This window comes from Neorhizobium sp. PAMB6630 (genome assembly GCF_058242775.1).
Genome location: NZ_JBZAYV010000002.1, coordinates 1,169,738 through 1,186,486, shown reverse-complemented (window position 1 = coordinate 1,186,486; position 16,749 = coordinate 1,169,738). Strand labels below are relative to the sequence as shown.

Genomic DNA, 16,749 nt, shown 5'->3' with positions numbered 1-16,749 from the left:
CTATTGCCGTTGGGTGACAGGCCTCAATCGACCACCAGCCGGTAACCGACGCCGGGTTCGGTGCGCACGATGGTCGGGCGGGTCGGGTCCCGCTCGATCTTCTGGCGCAGCTGGCCGATGAAGACCCTGAGGTAATGCATGTCCTCGCCATGCGCCGGCCCCCAGACGGAGGTGAGCAGCGTCTTATGGGTGACGACGCGGCCCGCGTGGCGCCCAAGCAGCGTCAGCAGGTCGTATTCTTTCGGTGTCAGCCGGATCGGTTCGCCGTTGCGCGAGACCAGCCGACGTACGGTATCGATGGTCAGGTCATCAGCCACCATCACGGTCGGGGCCGTCTCGGCCTTGCCGCGATGGCGCAATGCGCTGCGGATGCGTGCCGTCAATTCACCGATGCCGAAGGGTTTTTCCACGTAATCGTCGGCGCCGAGATCAAGCGCTGCGATCTTCTCGCTTTCCCGATCCCTTGCTGAAAGGATGACGATCGGGATCGTGGACCAGCCGCGCAGGCTTGCAATCACATCCTTGCCATCCATGTCGGGCAGGCCGAGATCGAGGATGACGAGATCAGGGGCAGCAGTTGCCACGGCCTTCAGCGCCTCGGCCCCGGTTGCAGCCTCGATCACATCATAACCTGCCGCAGAAAGCGCCGGTTTCAGAAAACGCTGGATCTGCGGCTCGTCGTCGACCACCAGAATGCGCGCTTGCGTCATGCCGGGCGCCCCGAGGCGGACGGTCCGCCGGGGGTGCGGGTGGGGGCCGTTGCCGTTGCAAACCGCATGACGATGCGCGTCCCTCTCTTTTTCACGGCCGGACTTTCGGCATGGATGCGCCCGCCCATGGCCTCGATGAAGCCACGCGCAATCGACAGTCCAAGCCCGGTTCCCGGTGCCCGGCCATCGGGCTTGCCGCGGCGATAGAATTTCTCAAACACCCGGTCTATATCGTCAGGTGGAATGCCTTTGCCAAGATCAGTCACGGAAATCAGCACGTCCTGATCGTCGCGCCGGGCATAGACGTTGATCGGCTCGTCGCCGCCGTATTTGACAGCATTGTCGAGCAGGTTGAACAGCACCTGGCCAAGCAGAACGCTGTCACCTTCGATCAGCGGCAGGTCGCTGGCAATACCGGTTTCGATGATGCGGCCGGGGAAATACTTGCGCGTACGCTCCACCGCCGTTTGCACCACGTCGGCCACATCCACCCAGTCGCGCTTTGCTTTCAGCGTGCCCGCTTCGATGCGCGTCATGTCGAGAAGATTTGCCACGAACCGGCTCATCCGGCTGCCTTCCTCCTCGATCGACTGGAGAAGATCGTCGCGGCTTTCCGGGCTCATGCGATCGCCGAGTTGCCGAAGGCTGGTGACGGAGCCGGTGATGGTGGCAAGCGGCGTGCGCAGATCGTGCGAGATGGACGACAGAAGTGCATCGCGATAGCGCTCGCCCTCCAGCCGTGCCGCTTGGGCAACGCTTGCCTCGGACAGGCGGGCGCGGTCTATGGCAAGCGCTGTCTGGTCCAGGATGGCGGCAAGGGCGCGCTCGGCATTGACGTCGAGGCGCTCGGCGATCTGCTCCACGCCGCAGACGCCGACGACGCCATGCGGGCTTGAGAGCGGGCGGAATTCGAAGCGGCTATTGGGAAGCGTACCAGTGCCGTGGCCCGCTTTTTCCTGCTTGTCCTGCGCCCACCGTGCCGCTGTCATATCCGTCACATCAAGCTCGGTATCCGGCGGCCAGGCGGCGGCGATTTTCAGGTCGGCGCCTTCAGGGGTCAGCAGCACGACATTGCGGCGAAGGCTTGCCTGCATTTGCGATACGGCGGCCCAGATTGCATCCTCGGCCTTTTCCGTACCGGCAAGCCTGCGGGAGAAATCGTAGAGCGATTGCAGGGCAGTGGCGCGTACGCGGGCCGTTTCGGCCTGTTCCTGGATGCGCGAGGCAAAACCGCCGGCAATCACTGCCACGGCAAAAAAGACGATCAGCGCAAACACCTCGTGCGGGGCAGCGATGGTGAAGGTGTAGAAAGGCGCGATAAAGAAAAAATTGTAGCAGAGGGCGGACAGGATCACGGCGATCAGTGCTGCCGCATAACCGGCCGTCACTGCCGCGCCGAGGACGGCCAGCAGAAACAGCAGCGAGATGTTGGGCAGATGCATGATCCGGTCGATGGCGACACCGGTTCCGGTTGCAAGTACCACCAATGGTACGGCAACGAGGGCGGCCCGGATGAGGCCGGCGCGTGACAGGACAGGGAGGCGCCGGACGCTTTTGGACGCACGAACCTCTTCGCGGTCCCCGGTGACGAGATGGATGCCGAGACCGGAGGCGCGGCTTGCCAGCGCATCCGGGAGCGATTGCGACCAGAGGGGCCTTTCGCCCTTGCTCCAGCTGCGGCCCCAGCCCTTGCCGCGCGGAGCGCCGATGACGATCTGGGTTGCATGTTCGCGCCGTGCGAGCTTCAGGATTTCCTCGACAAAATCCGTGCCGATGACCCGGCGGGTCTCGGCCCCCAGCTGTTCGGCAAGGCGAAAGATACGCTCGATCTGCTCGATGCCGGCGCGACCTTCCGCTTCCCGGTCGGCGCGTTCGACGGAAACGACGATCCACGGCGCGTTCAGCCCGGAGGCGAGCCGGCTTGCAACGCGCACGACCTTTTCCGACAGCGTATCGGCGCCGACGCAAACGATCATGCGCTCGCCCGATGCCCACGGGCCTTCAATGGCGTTCTGCTTGAGGTAATCGACCATCTGGTCATCGACGCGGTCGGCGGTGCGGCGCAGCGCCAGTTCGCGAAGCGCCGTCAGGTTGCCCAGCCGGAAGAAGCGATCGGCGGCCCGTCCTGCGTTTTCGGGCAGGTAGACCTTGCCCTCCTTCAACCGCTCGATCAGTTCGCTCGGCGGAAGATCGACCAGCAGAACCTCGTCGGCCCGCTTCAGCACCACATCCGGCACCCGCTCGCGCACGATCACGCCGGTGATGTCGGCGACGAGATCGCCGAGGCTTTCCAGATGCTGGATGTTGAGCGCCGTCCACACATGGATGCCGGCGCCGAGCAGTTCCTCGATATCCTGATAGCGTTTTGGATGACGGCAGGCTTCCGGATTGCTGTGGGCGAGTTCATCAACGATGACGATATGCGGCCGGCGGGCAAGCGCCGCATCGAGATCGAATTCTTCCAGCATGCGCCCGCGATGGGGCACCCGCATGCGCGGCAAGACGTCGAGCCCGTCGAGAAGGGCGGCCGTTTCGCTGCGGCCGTGGGTTTCCACAAGGCCGATCACCAGATCGACGCCATCCGCCTTCAGCCGGCGCGCCCGCGCCAGCATGGCATAGGTCTTTCCGACGCCGGGGGCGGCGCCGAGAAAGACCGTCAGCTTGCCCCGGCCATCCTTGCCGGCCAGCGCCAGAAGCGCATCCGGGTCTGGCCGGCGCTGTGTGGTGCGGTCGTCATCCGCCATGCTCGGCTTGCCTTTCTGGACGTCTCTGGACCCCTTGGGAGGGCTTCCCGTTTGCCTTACGTCTTTAATGCATCCAGCGCCATATTGAGCTTCAGCACGTTAACGCGCGGTTCGCCGATAAGCTCAAGAGCCCGCCCGTCGTTCTGTTGCTCGACAAGGCTTGCCACATCGCTTTCGGCAAGGCCACGGGCCTTTGCGACACGCGCCACCTGGGCGCGGGCAAACTCGGGAGAGATATGCGGATCAAGCCCGGAGCCGGAGGTGGTGACCGCATCACCGGGCACAGGTCCAGCGATGCCGGTGGCGTGGAGCTTCTCCACGTCGGCTTTCACCCGGTCATGCAGCTTGACCGAGGTTGTGCCGAGATTGGAGCCCGACGATGAGGCCGCATTATAGGCATCCGGCGAGGTGGCCGAAGGGCGCGACCAGAAATAGCGGTCGGAGGTAAAGGACTGGCCGATCAGAGCGGAGCCGAGCACCGTGCCGTTCTTTTCGATCAGGCTGCCGTTCGCTTCTGCCGGCATCACCGTCTGGGCGATGCCGGTGATGGCGAGCGGATAAGCGATGCCGGTGATGGCGGTCATGACCACGATCAGCGTGATGGCGGGGCGAAAATGAGAGAGCATGATTACACCAGGTGAAGTGCTGTGATGGCAAGGTCGATGATCTTGATGCCCGCAAAGGGCAGGAGAAGACCGCCGAGGCCATAGACCAGCAGGTTGCGGCGAAGGAGGGAGGCAGCACCCGACGGGCGATAGGAGACGCCGCGCAGCGCCAGCGGGATCAACGCCACGATGATCAGCGCGTTAAAGATGACCGCCGACAGGATGGCCGATTGCGGGGAGGCAAGGCCCATGACGTTGAGCGCATTCAGTGCCGGATAGGTGGCGACGAACATTGCCGGGATGATGGCGAAATATTTCGCCACGTCATTGGCAATCGAAAACGTCGTCAGCGAACCGCGCGTCATCAAAAGCTGCTTGCCGATCTCGACGATCTCGATGAGCTTTGTCGGGCTGGAATCGAGGTCCACCATGTTGGCGGCTTCGCGGGCCGCCTGCGTTCCCGTCTGCATGGCTACGCCAACATCGGCCTGGGCAAGCGCCGGGGCATCGTTTGTGCCGTCGCCGCACATGGCAATCAGGCGGCCGCCCTGCTGTTCGCGGCGGATGAAGGCAAGCTTGTCCTCCGGCGTTGCCTGGGCAAGGTAATCGTCAACGCCGGCTTCCGAGGCAATCGCGGCAGCGGTCACCGGGTTGTCGCCTGTTACCATGACGGTGCGGATGCCCATGGCGCGAAGGGCGGCAAAACGTTCCTTGATGCCGGGCTTTACCACATCCTTCAGGTGGATGGCGCCGAGCAGGCGGTCGCCATCGGCAACGGCAAGCGGGGTGCCGCCCGAGCGTGCAATGGTATCAACGGCGCGGCGAAAATCTGCCGGGGCATCGTCTTGGGTGAGGCCCGCAAACTTCAGCACCGCATCGACGGCCCCTTTACGCAGACGGCGACCGGCAAGATCGACGCCGGAGAGGCGGGTTTCGGCGGTAAAGCCGATGACGGCATCAAACTGCGCGTTCGGCATGGCTACGCCGAATTCGCCGGTGGCAAGCGCCACGACCGAGCGGCCCTCAGGCGTTTCGTCCGACAGGCTGGCGAGAAGGGCAGCTTCCGCCAGTTCCACCTGGGTTACGCCGGGAGCGGCCACAAAATCGCTCGCCATACGGTTGCCGAAGGTGATCGTGCCGGTCTTGTCGAGCAGAAGTGTGTCGACGTCGCCGGCTGCTTCCACGGCACGGCCAGAGGTGGCGATCACATTGAAGCGCACCAGCCGGTCCATGCCGGCAATGCCGATGGAGGAGAGGAGGCCGCCGATGGTGGTCGGGATCAAGGTAACGAGGAGGGCTGCCAGCACCGTGACCGAGAGGACAGTGCCCGAATAACCGGCAAGGCCCCAGATGGCGACGCAGACGAAGAGGAAGATCAGCGTCAGGCCGGACAAGAGGATCGACAGCGCGATCTCGTTCGGCGTCTTCTGGCGCTTGGCCCCTTCGATGAGCGCGATCATGCGATCAACAAAGCTGGAGCCGGGCGCGACCGTGATCTTCACCTTGATCTCATCCGACAGCACTTGCGTGCCGCCGGTGACGGCCGAGCGGTCGCCGCCGGATTCGCGGATCACAGGGGCGGATTCGCCCGTGATGGCGCTTTCGTTGACCGAGGCAACGCCTTCGATGACTTCCCCGTCGCCGGGGATCAGCTCGCCGGTCTTGACGATGACGATATCGCCGATCTTCAGGCTGGTGGAGGGCACGGTTTCGGTCTTGCCGCCGGCAATCAGACGACGAGCGACCAGTTCGGACTTGGTGCGCTTCAGGCTGTCGGCCTGGGCGCGGCCGCGCCCTTCGGCGACGGCTTCGGCAAAGGTGGCAAACAGCACCGTAAACCAGAGCCAGGCGGCGATCTGGCCGGAGAAACCGGCTTCTGCCGGATTGGAGACAAGATCGCGCAGGAAGAGCAGCGTGACGACGCCGGCGACAACCTCGGTGACAAAGATTACCGGATTGCGCAGCAGTTGCCGCGGATCGAGCTTCTTCACCGCATCGCGCATGGCCGGCAGCAGAATGGCGGGGTCCAGAAGACCGGGCGCCTTATGGTCTTTTGACATGGGATGATCCTTTAGAAGGTCTGGCCGGCAAGCATGGCGAAGTGCTCGACGATGGGGCCAAGGGCAAGGGCTGGGAAAAACTGCAGGCCGCCGAGGATGAGGATGATGCCGATCAGCAGGCCGACGAAAAGCGGTCCATCGGTCGGAAACGTGCCGGAGGAGGCGGGAACCTTGACCTTGGCGGCAAGCGAACCGGCAATGGCCATGACCGGAACCACATAGGCGAAACGACCAAGCAGCATGGCGATGCCGAGCGTAGTGTTATACCACGGCGTATTGCCCGAGAGACCGCCGAAGGCCGAACCATTGTTGCCGGCAGCCGACGTATAGGCATAGAGGATTTCCGACAGGCCGTGCGGGCCGGCGGTGCCGATGCTTGCCACCGCAATCGGCAGCATGGCGGAGATGGCGGTAAAGCCGAGGATCGCGAGCGGCAGGATGAGGATGGCGAGCATCGCAAACTTCATTTCGCGGCCCTCGATCTTCTTGCCGAGGAATTCCGGCGTGCGCCCGACCATGAGACCGGCGACGAAGACGGAGAGAAGCGCAAAGACGATAAGCCCGTAGAGCCCGGACCCGACACCACCCGGCAAGACTTCGCCAAGCTGGATAAGGAACATCGGGATGAGCCCGCCAAGGCCTGTAAACGAGCCGTGCATGCCATTGACGCCGCCATCCGAGAGGCCGGTGGTGACGGCGGCATAAAGAGCGGTCATGGCCTGTCCGAAGCGGACTTCCTTGCCTTCCATGTTGCCGAGCGCGGGATCGACGCCGAGCGCCGTCAGGATGGTATTGCCCTGCGCTTCGGCCCAGTAGGTAACGGCCACGCCTGCAATCAGCAGCACGGCAATGGCCGAGATCAGCGCCCAGCCCTGGCGGCGGTTGCCGACCATCTGGCCAAAGGTGTAGACGAGCGCCGCCGAGATCGACAGCATGGCGAAGATGTTGAGATAGTTGGAAAATGCCGTCGGATTTTCGAACGGATGCGCGGCATTGGCATTGAAGAAGCCGCCACCATTGGTGCCGATCTGCTTGATTGCCTCCTGGCTTGCGACGGGGCCGAGCGATATGATCTGGTTGACGCCTTCGAGCGTCGTGGCGCTGACGGAGGCCTGTAGCGTCTGGGGCAGGCCCATGGCCACGAAGATGATCGCCGTCACGATCGACAGCGGCAGAAGCACGAACAGCGTGGCGCGCGTCATGTCGACCCAGAAATTGCCGAGCGTGGCAATGCGTGAGCGGGTGAAGGCGCGGGTAAAGGCAATGGCGAGCGCCATGCCGGTTGCCGCCGACAGGAAGTTGTGAACGGTAAGCCCCGCCATCTGGCTGAAATGGCTCATCGTCGCTTCACCGGCATAGTTCTGCCAGTTGGTGTTGGTAACGAAGGAGACGGCCGTATTGAAGGCAAGATCGGCCGGAACGGCTGCAAACCCCTGCGGGTTGAGCGGCAGATAGGCCTGGAGCCTCAGGATCGCATAAAGCGACACGAAACCGACGAGTGAAAAGGCGAGCATGGACAGCGTATAGGCAAGCCAGCCCTGTTCCTTGCGCTCATCAATGCCGCTCATCCGGTAGATGCCACGTTCGAGAGGCACCAGAACGGTTGAGAGAAAGGTGCGTTCGCCACCGAACACCCGCGCCATATAAAGCCCGAGCGGCTTGATGACGAGTGCAACGGCGACAAAGAGGAGGCTGATCTGCAGCCACCCGATGATGGTCATGGGAGGTTCTCCTCAAGGATCAGAAGCGTTCGGGCCGCAACAGCGTCACCACGAGATAAATGCCCAGCGCGAGGGCGACGAAGAGACCGAAAAGTGGCTCAAGCATTGTCAAGCCTCCCTACAGCCGGTCGAGGGCGCGGGCATAAACGGCAAGCGCCAGAAGCGTGCCGCAGCCGAGCGCCAGAAAAATGAAATCGGACATGTCCGTTCTCCTGTTGGAACAGAAGACAGGTTACGCCCGTGTCAGGTCAGGGTTCGATTGGGAAGATGGGAGGGCGGCATAAGGAAAACATAAGGACGGGTTTTCCTTAAGCCGAGGCGGCGGGGGCTATCGCCGGAGAACCGGAGGGCGCACGCTGCGCCGTTATCCCCTCAGATCTCGTCCGGCGCTTCGTCTGCCCAGACAAGTTGCAGCAGGCGCCGCAGTTCCCGCCGCTCCTTCTGCGACAGTCGCTGGAGAATGCGAGCCTCATGGGCCTGCACGAGGCCCAGCCAATGGCGCGCCGTCTCGATGCCTGCCAGCGTTGGATAAAGTCTCTGGATCCGCTGGTCGGCGGGATCGTCGGCGCGCCGGAAAAGGCCCTTTGCCTCGAGAACCTGAAGTAGCGCCACGATATTGGCACGCTTGATGGCGAGCGTCCGGCAGATATCCGCCGACGTGCGACCCGGATGTTCAACGATGCTCAGCAGCACGCTCATGGTGATCGGCCGTGCACCTTCCGGCTCCAGTGCGGCGACGGCTCCGTTCATGTCGTAGACCGAAGCGCGGCGCAGGTGATAGCCGACGAGTTCTCCCAGCGCCTCACGGATATCGGCAAGCACAGCCGATGTGCCGCTCTTGTCAGCCTTCTTCGGGCGGGAGGTTCCATCGTTCATCGCATATCCTCTTGACGCCGCTCCAATGTCTCGACATTAATGCTATGTAGCATAGCAGTCAATCGATGCATGTGGCGTCCGGCCTGGGGAGGAGCGGTATAACACAGAGACAGCGGGCCTTCACAGGCTCGATACGGGGCCTAGCGGCACGACCGATGGCAAGCGAACGGGCGTAGACCGGCGCAAGCCGCCTGCGGCCAGGAAGATTTCAATTCAACAAGCATGTGAGAGCGCCCGCCGAACGGCTGCGGCGCAACGAAACCGATCAAGGGAGCAAGGAGCACCAAGATGGCCAATGATGTAGACACAGTATCTTATGACGTGCGGGACGGCATTGCCTGGCTGCGCTTCAACCGTCCGGACAAGCGCAATGCGATGAGCCCGACGCTGAACCGGGCGATGATGGAAGCGCTCGACGAGCTGGAATTTCGCGAAGACGTTGGCGTTCTCGTGCTGACGGGCGAGGGCAGTGCCTGGACTGCCGGCATGGACCTCAAGGAATATTTCCGCGAGTCCGAAGCCGATGGCCTGAAGGGCGTGCGCCGTGCGCAGCGCGAAAGTTATGGCTGGTGGCGCCGCCTGCGCTGGTATCAGAAGCCGACCATTGCCATGGTCAACGGCTGGTGCTTCGGCGGCGGTTATGGCCCGCTGTTTGCCTGCGATCTGGCCTTTGCGGCAGACGAATCCAAGTTCGGTCTGTCGGAAATCAACTGGGGCATCCTGCCGGGCGGCGGCGCGACCAAGGTTGCCGTCGAACTTCTGCCGTTCCGCAAGGCCATGTATCACGCGATGCTGGGCGAACCGGTCGATGGCAAGACGGCCGCCGAATGGGGTCTCGTCAACGAAAGCCTGCCGCTTGCGCAGCTGGAAGCCCGCGTCACCGAGGTTGCCAAAAAGCTTCTCGAGAAGAACCCGGTCGCCCTGAAAGCCACCAAGGACGCCGTGCGCCGCGTCGGTGTGATGACCTATGACGAGGCCGAGGATTACCTCGTGCGCGCCCAGGAGGCCGCCAATTCCTACGATGCGACCGGCCGCAAGGAAGGCATTCGCCAGTTCATCGACGAAAAGAGCTACAAGCCGGGGCTTGGCGCTTACGATAAATCCCGCAGCTAAGCCAAGTCTGGCGCCTGCACGACATTATCCGGTGACGCCCCCGACGGCGTCACCGACCAGAGCTGGACCATCACCTCTATTCTGCGCCTGCGCCCTTATCCACGCGCATTGATCTTCTTGAGATCCAAAGGCCGCGCACCGTTTGCGCAAGGCCGTGCCGCAATAGCCTCCGGCTGGCACCTGCGCTGACGCGCCTTTAAAAAAATATCATCCGGTCTGAAACTTTTCCGGCGCCACAGCGTTTTCAACGATTGGATCGGGAAACGCTTGCGATACGTGCTTTCTGGACTGCAACGGTCAATACGGCTGAACGATCATATTTAGGTACTTTATCAAGGCTTTAACATGTGAGTGAAGCCGTATATAAGTTTGACGATAGAGAGCCCCGGCCCCGGGAGCCTGTCGCGGGGCAGTGGATGAGCCAACGAGAAGATGCAGCCGACGTGGAGAAGATCACGATGACCGAGGCGTTACGGCGCGTCGGCATCAGCAAGCTTGTCCTCCACGCGTGGGAACGTCGTTACGAGCAACCCTTGGCCGAGCGCACGGAAACCGGCCGGCGATATTTTACGCCGCAGCAGGTTCAACGGCTTACTCTTCTCAAGCTGTGCAGCGACGCCGGGCATCGCATCGGCTCGATCATCCACCTGCCGGTCGACGTTTTGGCGGATATGGCCCGCGCGCATCACAAACTTCTCAACCTTGCGCCTTTGCTGGAGGCGATCAAACGGATGGATGCCGTCGCCATGAAGGCGATGTTGCAGGAGCATCTGGCAGCGGAAACGCCGATCGAGTTTGGCAAGGCAACGGTGACGCCGCTGATGCGGGAAGTGGGCCGGCAGTGGAATGAAGGCGAACTTTCAATCGCCGCCGAACATATGGTCTCGGCGGAAATTCGTGGCATTCTGGCGGCCTGCCTGGAAACTATGCCCCTCGACCCCGAGGCGAAGACAGCCATCGTCACGACGATGGAAGGTGAACATCACGAGGTCGGCGCATTGCTGACGACTATTCTGGCGCGTAAGGCTGGTCTCGGCGCGCTTTATCTTGGCCCCAACATGCCCGTGGGCGATATCGTGGCTGCAGCCCAAAGCTGCAATGCGGCTGTGATCTGCCTGAGCAGCCTGATCGGCAAGCCACGTAATCTGCGCACAAAACTTGAACAATTGCGCGCAGACCTATCCCCATCCGTCACAATCTGGACCGGCGGGCCCGGTTTCGCCGAAGCCACAACCGTGCAAGGCACCCGTTATTTTGAAGTGCTGGACGACTTCGAGCAGGCGGCGGAGGCGTTGGGAACGGCTGATAGCCAAACGATAGACAGGCCCCAGCGACTGGGTTGACGAAGGTATACAAAAATAAAAATAGCGACGCCAGGGCAGCGTATCGTCTGCAGCTTGTGCGTTTTGCGGTGCGATGGAGACAGGCTTCACCCGATAAATACGAACAATGACAATGTGTTGATGGTGGGGCAGGCGCATTTTTTGGGGTCGTCTTACGTCCCGTCTAAAACATATACGTTGCTTTGCTAAATTAGCCAATTATTCGGATTTTGTCGATATTTTCCTCCTGTGCATGGGGTCGCCCCAAGGCTCGGGCTGCAACGAGGAAAAACCGAATGTTCGAACCACTGGTGAATAAGAAGATTGCCGCAAAGCTTTCGGCGCTCGATGCCTTGCAGGCCAATGTCATGGTCGCGGATGCCAAGTTCAATATTACCTATATGAACCCGGCGGTGGTGCAGCTTCTGAAAAACGCCGAAAAGGACCTGACCAAGGAGCTGCCGCGCTTTTCGGTCGCGACCCTGATCGGCAGCAATATCGACGTGTTTCACAAGAACCCGGCGCACCAGCGCAAGATGCTGGCAGCCCTTCAGCAGCGCCATCATGCCACGATCCAGGTGGGTACGCTGAGTTTCGACCTGCTGGTGACGCCGCTGAAGCGGAACGGCGCAACCTTCGGCTTCGTGGTGGAATGGGCCGATGCGAAAGAACGCCTGCTGAACCTCGACTACGCGGCCCAGATCGCCGCGATCAGCCGCTCGCAGGCCATCATCGAATTCACCGTCAAGGGTGAGATCCTCAGCGCCAATCGCAATTTTCTCGACACGCTCGGTTATGCCTCCATTGAGGAACTGAAGGGCCGCCACCACAGCATGTTCGTGGCAAAAGAATATGCGGCAAGCCCTGAATACCAGATGTTCTGGAAAGAGCTGTCCGAAGGTCGCCATCAGGCCTCCGAATTCAACCGCGTGACGAAGGATGGCCGCCAGATCGTGATCGCCGCCTCCTACAATCCAATCCTCGACGTCAACGGCAAGGTCACGAAGGTGGTGAAGTTTGCCACCGAAGTGACCAAGCGCATCAAGACCGTTTCGGCGCTGGGCGACAGCCTGAAGCGCTTGTGCTCGGGCGATTTTGCCTTCCAGCTGAACGAGCCATTTGCCCCCGAATTCGAATTCCTTCGCGCCGATCTCAACACGTCTGTGGGGCAGTTGTGCAATACGTTCCGGCAGATTTCGACAAGCGTCGATCTCTTGAGCAATGGCACCCGCGAAATTACCGATGGCGTGGGCGATCTTTCGCGGCGCACGGAAGCCCAGGCGGCCAATCTAGAGGAAACAGCCGCGGCTCTCGATGAAATCACCTCGAATGTCACATCCTCGGCACAGCGAGCAGTCAATGCCCGCGATGTGGCAGCGCAGGCGAAACTGAGCGCCGAACAGTCTGCAGGTGTCGTGGCCCATGCCGTCGATGCCATGAGCCGCATCGAAGATTCCTCCAGCAAGATTTCCAACATCATCGGCGTGATCGACGAGATTGCCTTCCAGACCAACCTTCTGGCCTTGAATGCCGGTGTCGAAGCCGCCCGCGCGGGCGAGGCCGGTCGCGGTTTTGCGGTGGTGGCGCAGGAAGTGCGCGAACTGGCGCAGCGTTCGGCAAAAGCTGCCAAGGAAATCAAGGATCTCATCCAGAATTCCACGACGGAAGTTGCAAACGGCGTGAGACTGGTCAGCGAAACCGGTGGCGCCCTGAAAAGCATCAGCGCCTTGATCGTCGAGATCAACGATCATGTGGCGGCCATTTCCACCGCGGCGCGCGAACAGTCCACCGGGCTTGCTGAAGTCAATGGCGCGGTCAACAGCATGGACCAGTCGACGCAGCAGAACGCCGCGATGGTGGAGGAAAGCAGCGCCGCTGCCGCCACTCTGTCTTCCGAGACGCTGAAGCTGAAGCAGATGATCGGCACCTTCACCCTCGACAACCGTGACAGCCGCCACGCTGCGAGCGGACCCGCCTCTGGACGCGGCCAGACATACCGCGCTGCGTAATCCGCAGGCAGTCCCTCAAAGCGCACCGAAGGCAGGGCCGACATGCAGATCGACATCGAGACACGGATGGATATTGCCGGCGAAATCATGGAAAGGCTGATCGAGCAGAACCTGTTGCTCACCAGCCGGGTGATTGCGCTTGAAAATATCGCGGCCTATCTGATTGCGCAGCAGTTTTCCGGGCCGGAGCCGGACCGGGACGGACTGGCGCGCTTTGCCGGAGATGTCGGGGGAACAGCGCTCTGCATCGCCAACGGGATGCAGGACATGCCCGACCACCTGAAGCCGGTGGAGGTTCCGCAGGCCATGGAGCGGGTGCTGTTCATGGCAGAGGATCTGTTCCATCGGCGGACTGTTTCACCGCAGCCCGCGGCAGACCTGCTGAAAAGCCTCACGGATGGCCGTGCCGATACCGGACGCCGCGCCCCCGGCGCTGCGGTTTGAGGTTATGTGCGGCCTTCGGGTGACGGCAGCAGCATCTTTCGGGCAACGGCCACCACATGGCGTGTCAGCGCCTCGAGCGGTTGCCCGGAAAGCCGTGTCGCCTGCCAGTCAAGCGCGATATCGACGGGGGTATCCGGCAGGAGTTCCACCAGCCGGCCCGCCGCCAAGTGCTCCTTCACCAGCATGTCCGGGTTCATGCCCCAGCCGATGCCGGCGAGGGCCGCGTCGACGAAGGCATGCGTCGAGGGAAGCCAATGGCTGGGATGGACGAGATCGGCGCCGAAATTTTCGCGCAACCATTGGCCCTGCAGCCGGTCCTTCTGGTTGAAAACGAGGGCTGGCGCGTTGGCCAAAGCGTCCGCCGTCACGCCATCGGGGCAGTAGCGCGACAGAAAATCCGGGCTTGCCGTCGCCCGGTAGCGCAGGATGCCGAGCGGCGTTCGCCGGCAGCCTGAAACCGGCTTCGACAGGCCTGTTACGGCCGCCAGCACCCGCCCGCGTTGCAGCCATTCGGCGGTATGATCCTGATCGTCCACCGCGACATCCACGAGATAACCGATCTCGCGGGTGAAGCGCGCCAGTGCTTCGATGAACCAGGTGCCAAGGCTGTCGGCATTGGTTGCGATGTTGAGTGTTACCCTCTGTGGCTCGCTGCCGGCAAGGCCCGGCAACTCCTGAAACAGGGCGTCTTCCAGCATGCCGACATGCTCCATGTGGCGGCAGAGCCAGGCGCCTTTTTCGGTGGCAGTGCAGGGCGTACCGCGCACGATGAGCACGAGGCCGAGCCTGTCCTCCAGCTGCTTGACCCGCTGCGATATGGCAGATGGCGTGACGTTCAAAACACGCGCGGCTTTTTCAAAGCTGCCGGTCTGGATGATGGCGGCCACGGCACGCAGGGCAGGGTAGTCGATCATGGCATTAGCTCGGCTTCATCTAGATAAGCAACATTAATTAGCCTGAAGGGAAGGCCGGCGCTATGGCTACCGGCACACGATCAGGAAAGTGCCCCAGAGAATGATTTCCTCCGCCAGTCTCACCGGTTTTACAACCGGCCTCAGCCTCATCCTCGCCATCGGCGCGCAGAATGCTTTCGTGTTGCGCCAGGGACTGCTCGGCCGTTACGTGTTTGCGGTCTGCTTCGCCTGTGCGGCGTCGGATGCGGTGCTGATCCTCATCGGTGTGACCAGCTTCCGGCAAATCGCGGCCCTCTTGCCGTGGCTTGATCCGGTCATGCGTCTCGGAGGTGCGGCGTTTCTTCTCTGTTATGGCGCGCGCAGCCTCTATTCAGCTTTCCGTTCCAGTGGCAGCCTTTCGCCGGACGGCGGGGCGGTGGCGGGGCTGTGGCGCACGCTTGGCCTTTGCCTTGCTCTCACCTGGCTCAATCCGCATGTCTATCTGGATACGGTGGTGCTGCTCGGTACGATTTCGACGCGCTTTCCCGGTGCCGAACTCGCCTTTGCCGCCGGGGCCACGCTGGCCTCCTTCAGCTTCTTCTTTTTGCTCGGTTACGGCGCCGGCTGGCTGCGGCCGATCTTCCTGAAACCCTTGAGCTGGCGTGTGCTGGAAGCGGTGATCGGCCTTGTGATGTGGGCGATTGCGCTGAAGCTGCTGCTTGGCGCTTGAGACCGGCCTCGGCCTTCAGAGGCGCGCCCGCGTGCTGCGGGGCGTGGCGAGCAGCAGGCTGGTTTCGCTGGCGGTAATGCCCGCCACCAGCCGGATACGGCGCAGCACCGCGTCAAACTCCGTGAGGCTTGCGGCACCCACTTCGACAATCAGATCGAAGCGGCCATTGGTGGTGTGGATTTCGGAAATTTCAGGAAAACCACCGAGCGTCTGGATCACCCGGTCAGCCATGCGGCCTTCGACCTCGATCATCATGATGCCGCGCACCGGCAGTTCCACCGCATCGGCGCGTAGGATCACCGTATAGCCGATAATGTTGCCGCTGCTTTCCAGCCGTTCCATGCGGCCGCGCACGGTTGCCCTGGAGACGCCGAGGTCAATGGCGAGATCCGAGACGCTGCGGCGCGCATCGTGGCGCAGGAGCGTGATCAGCCGTAGATCCAGATCATCCATGTGAGATGCCGTTTTGATTGATGAAGCTGCCATATTGATAGGTTAAGCCATGAGAAATGGCAATTCTTGGTGTTCGGATTGCCAGGGGACTGTGGTCTTATCCAGTGAAAGGGAGACAAGGCATGTTATGCAAACTGATCGGCGTTCCGCTGCAGGATGGTGCAGCGCAACTGGGGTGCGAAATGGGACCGAGCGCCCTGCGCACGGCGGGCCTCGTCGCGGCACTGGCCGGGCTTGGCCATCAGGTGGCCGATCTCGGCAATCTGCAGCCCACGGTCGGCGAACCGGTGGCGCATCCGAATGGAGCGGTGCGCAATCTGGCAGAAATCTGCGGCTGGATCACCGTGATCGAAGAGGCGGCCTACCGCGAAAGTGCCGAGGGCATGCCGATCTTTCTCGGTGGCGATCACGCGCTTTCCGCCGGCTCGGTTGCCGGCCTTGCGCGCCGCGCACAGGAAAAGGGCCGGCCGCTTTTCGTGCTGTGGCTTGATGCCCACACCGATTTCCACACGCTCGACACCACCGGCAGCGGCAACCTGCATGGCGTGCCCGTCGCCTATTTCACCGGTCGTCCCGGCTTTGCGCCATATTTCCCTGAACTGGCCGCTCCCGTCGATCCGAAAAATGTCTGCATGATCGGCATTCGCAGCGTCGATCCGGCCGAACGGGCAGCGCTTAACGAGACGGATGTGCTTGTGCATGACATGCGCGCCATCGATGAGCATGGTGTGGCCGCACTGCTGCGCGGCTTTCTCGAAAAAGTCGCCTCCGTCAACGGCCTGTTGCATGTGAGCCTCGACGTGGATTTCCTCGATCCGTCCGTGGGGCCGGCCGTTGGCACGACGGTGCCGGGCGGTGCAACCTTCCGCGAGGCGCATCTTGTCATGGAAATGCTGCATGACAGCGGCCTCGTTTCCAGCCTCGACCTCGTGGAGCTTAATCCCTTCCTCGATGAGCGGGGCCGCACTGCAACCGTTCTGGTGGATCTGACCGCCAGCCTGATGGGCCGCACTGTGATGGACCGCCCGACACGCAGCTACTGACCGCACCCGCTTCACGCAAACGCCGG

At 62.1% G+C, this 16,749-nt stretch carries 15 protein-coding genes; 6 read left to right on the top strand and 9 right to left on the bottom strand.

Annotation, left to right across the window (positions count from 1 at the left end; genetic code table 11):
- Positions 1-23: 23 nt before the first annotated feature.
- The 7 genes from AC4CWF_RS24170 to AC4CWF_RS24140 form a co-directional block, all read right to left on the bottom strand.
- Positions 24-710, bottom strand: coding sequence for a response regulator (locus tag AC4CWF_RS24170; protein ID WP_491286230.1), 687 nt, complete (start codon positions 708-710; stop codon positions 24-26).
- Complete coding sequence (locus AC4CWF_RS24165) at positions 707-3,454, bottom strand: ATP-binding protein (protein WP_491286228.1); 2,748 nt, start codon at positions 3,452-3,454, stop codon at positions 707-709. Before AC4CWF_RS24165 ends, AC4CWF_RS24170 begins: the two co-directional genes overlap by 4 nt.
- A 56-nt stretch (positions 3,455-3,510) precedes the next feature.
- Positions 3,511-4,080 carry a potassium-transporting ATPase subunit KdpC gene (gene kdpC, locus AC4CWF_RS24160; RefSeq protein WP_491286226.1) on the bottom strand — a complete coding sequence of 190 codons (570 nt, stop codon included), beginning with the start codon at positions 4,078-4,080 and terminating at the stop codon, positions 3,511-3,513.
- A 2-nt stretch (positions 4,081-4,082) separates the two neighbouring features.
- Complete coding sequence (gene kdpB / locus AC4CWF_RS24155; RefSeq protein ID WP_491286224.1) at positions 4,083-6,119, bottom strand: potassium-transporting ATPase subunit KdpB; 2,037 nt, start codon at positions 6,117-6,119, stop codon at positions 4,083-4,085.
- A gap of 11 nt (positions 6,120-6,130) precedes the next feature.
- Positions 6,131-7,840, bottom strand: coding sequence for a potassium-transporting ATPase subunit KdpA (gene kdpA / locus AC4CWF_RS24150; protein ID WP_491286222.1), 1,710 nt, complete (start codon positions 7,838-7,840; stop codon positions 6,131-6,133).
- A gap of 19 nt (positions 7,841-7,859) precedes the next feature.
- A complete protein-coding gene (gene kdpF, locus AC4CWF_RS24145; RefSeq protein ID WP_491287791.1) occupies positions 7,860-7,946 on the bottom strand; it encodes a K(+)-transporting ATPase subunit F in 87 nt (28 codons plus the stop codon).
- Positions 7,947-8,212: 266 nt separating this feature from the next.
- Positions 8,213-8,716, bottom strand: coding sequence for a MarR family winged helix-turn-helix transcriptional regulator (locus AC4CWF_RS24140; protein WP_491286220.1), 504 nt, complete (start codon positions 8,714-8,716; stop codon positions 8,213-8,215).
- Positions 8,717-9,004: 288 nt separating this feature from the next.
- Here AC4CWF_RS24140 and AC4CWF_RS24135 point away from each other — a divergent pair, with 288 nt between their 5' ends.
- The 4 genes from AC4CWF_RS24135 (at position 9,005) to AC4CWF_RS24120 (ending at position 13,604) form a co-directional block, all read left to right on the top strand.
- Positions 9,005-9,829, top strand: coding sequence for a p-hydroxycinnamoyl CoA hydratase/lyase (locus tag AC4CWF_RS24135; protein WP_491286218.1), 825 nt, complete (start codon positions 9,005-9,007; stop codon positions 9,827-9,829).
- A gap of 416 nt (positions 9,830-10,245) precedes the next feature.
- Positions 10,246-11,172 carry a MerR family transcriptional regulator gene (locus tag AC4CWF_RS24130; protein WP_491286216.1) on the top strand — a complete coding sequence of 309 codons (927 nt, stop codon included), beginning with the start codon at positions 10,246-10,248 and terminating at the stop codon, positions 11,170-11,172.
- 275 nt (positions 11,173-11,447) lie between these two features.
- A complete protein-coding gene (locus AC4CWF_RS24125; RefSeq protein ID WP_491286214.1) occupies positions 11,448-13,160 on the top strand; it encodes a methyl-accepting chemotaxis protein in 1,713 nt (570 codons plus the stop codon).
- Between the two features lie 42 nt (positions 13,161-13,202).
- Positions 13,203-13,604, top strand: a complete 402-nt coding sequence (locus tag AC4CWF_RS24120) for a hypothetical protein (protein ID WP_491286212.1) — start codon at positions 13,203-13,205, stop codon at positions 13,602-13,604.
- A gap of 2 nt (positions 13,605-13,606) precedes the next feature.
- Here AC4CWF_RS24120 and AC4CWF_RS24115 read toward each other — a convergent pair whose 3' ends face one another.
- Entirely contained in the window at positions 13,607-14,518 is a 912-nt protein-coding gene (locus AC4CWF_RS24115) for a LysR family transcriptional regulator ArgP (protein WP_491286210.1), read from the bottom strand.
- Positions 14,519-14,618: 100 nt separating this feature from the next.
- Between AC4CWF_RS24115 and AC4CWF_RS24110 the strand changes: the two genes are divergently transcribed.
- Positions 14,619-15,227 carry a LysE/ArgO family amino acid transporter gene (locus tag AC4CWF_RS24110; RefSeq protein ID WP_491286208.1) on the top strand — a complete coding sequence of 203 codons (609 nt, stop codon included), beginning with the start codon at positions 14,619-14,621 and terminating at the stop codon, positions 15,225-15,227.
- Between the two features lie 15 nt (positions 15,228-15,242).
- On the opposite strand, the gene AC4CWF_RS24105 is transcribed toward AC4CWF_RS24110, so the two are convergent.
- On the bottom strand, positions 15,243-15,680 hold the full coding sequence (locus AC4CWF_RS24105) for an Lrp/AsnC family transcriptional regulator (RefSeq protein WP_491286206.1): 438 nt from the start codon (positions 15,678-15,680) through the stop codon (positions 15,243-15,245).
- A 122-nt stretch (positions 15,681-15,802) separates the two neighbouring features.
- On the opposite strand from AC4CWF_RS24105, the gene rocF reads away from it, so the two are divergent.
- Entirely contained in the window at positions 15,803-16,723 is a 921-nt protein-coding gene (rocF, locus tag AC4CWF_RS24100) for an arginase (protein WP_491286203.1), read from the top strand.
- Positions 16,724-16,749: the final 26 nt, after the last annotated feature.

Coding starts and splice junctions, on each gene's coding strand:
- AC4CWF_RS24170 (WP_491286230.1), bottom strand. CDS start 710: ATGACGCAAGCGCGCATTCTGGTGGTCGACGACGAGCCGCAGATCCAG.
- AC4CWF_RS24165 (WP_491286228.1), bottom strand. CDS start 3,454: ATGGCGGATGACGACCGCACCACACAGCGCCGGCCAGACCCGGATGCG.
- kdpC (WP_491286226.1), bottom strand. CDS start 4,080: ATGCTCTCTCATTTTCGCCCCGCCATCACGCTGATCGTGGTCATGACC.
- kdpB (WP_491286224.1), bottom strand. CDS start 6,119: ATGTCAAAAGACCATAAGGCGCCCGGTCTTCTGGACCCCGCCATTCTG.
- kdpA (WP_491286222.1), bottom strand. CDS start 7,840: ATGACCATCATCGGGTGGCTGCAGATCAGCCTCCTCTTTGTCGCCGTT.
- kdpF (WP_491287791.1), bottom strand. CDS start 7,946: ATGCTTGAGCCACTTTTCGGTCTCTTCGTCGCCCTCGCGCTGGGCATT.
- AC4CWF_RS24140 (WP_491286220.1), bottom strand. CDS start 8,716: ATGAACGATGGAACCTCCCGCCCGAAGAAGGCTGACAAGAGCGGCACA.
- AC4CWF_RS24135 (WP_491286218.1), top strand. CDS start 9,005: ATGGCCAATGATGTAGACACAGTATCTTATGACGTGCGGGACGGCATT.
- AC4CWF_RS24130 (WP_491286216.1), top strand. CDS start 10,246: ATGAGCCAACGAGAAGATGCAGCCGACGTGGAGAAGATCACGATGACC.
- AC4CWF_RS24125 (WP_491286214.1), top strand. CDS start 11,448: ATGTTCGAACCACTGGTGAATAAGAAGATTGCCGCAAAGCTTTCGGCG.
- AC4CWF_RS24120 (WP_491286212.1), top strand. CDS start 13,203: ATGCAGATCGACATCGAGACACGGATGGATATTGCCGGCGAAATCATG.
- AC4CWF_RS24115 (WP_491286210.1), bottom strand. CDS start 14,518: ATGATCGACTACCCTGCCCTGCGTGCCGTGGCCGCCATCATCCAGACC.
- AC4CWF_RS24110 (WP_491286208.1), top strand. CDS start 14,619: ATGATTTCCTCCGCCAGTCTCACCGGTTTTACAACCGGCCTCAGCCTC.
- AC4CWF_RS24105 (WP_491286206.1), bottom strand. CDS start 15,680: ATGGATGATCTGGATCTACGGCTGATCACGCTCCTGCGCCACGATGCG.
- rocF (WP_491286203.1), top strand. CDS start 15,803: ATGTTATGCAAACTGATCGGCGTTCCGCTGCAGGATGGTGCAGCGCAA.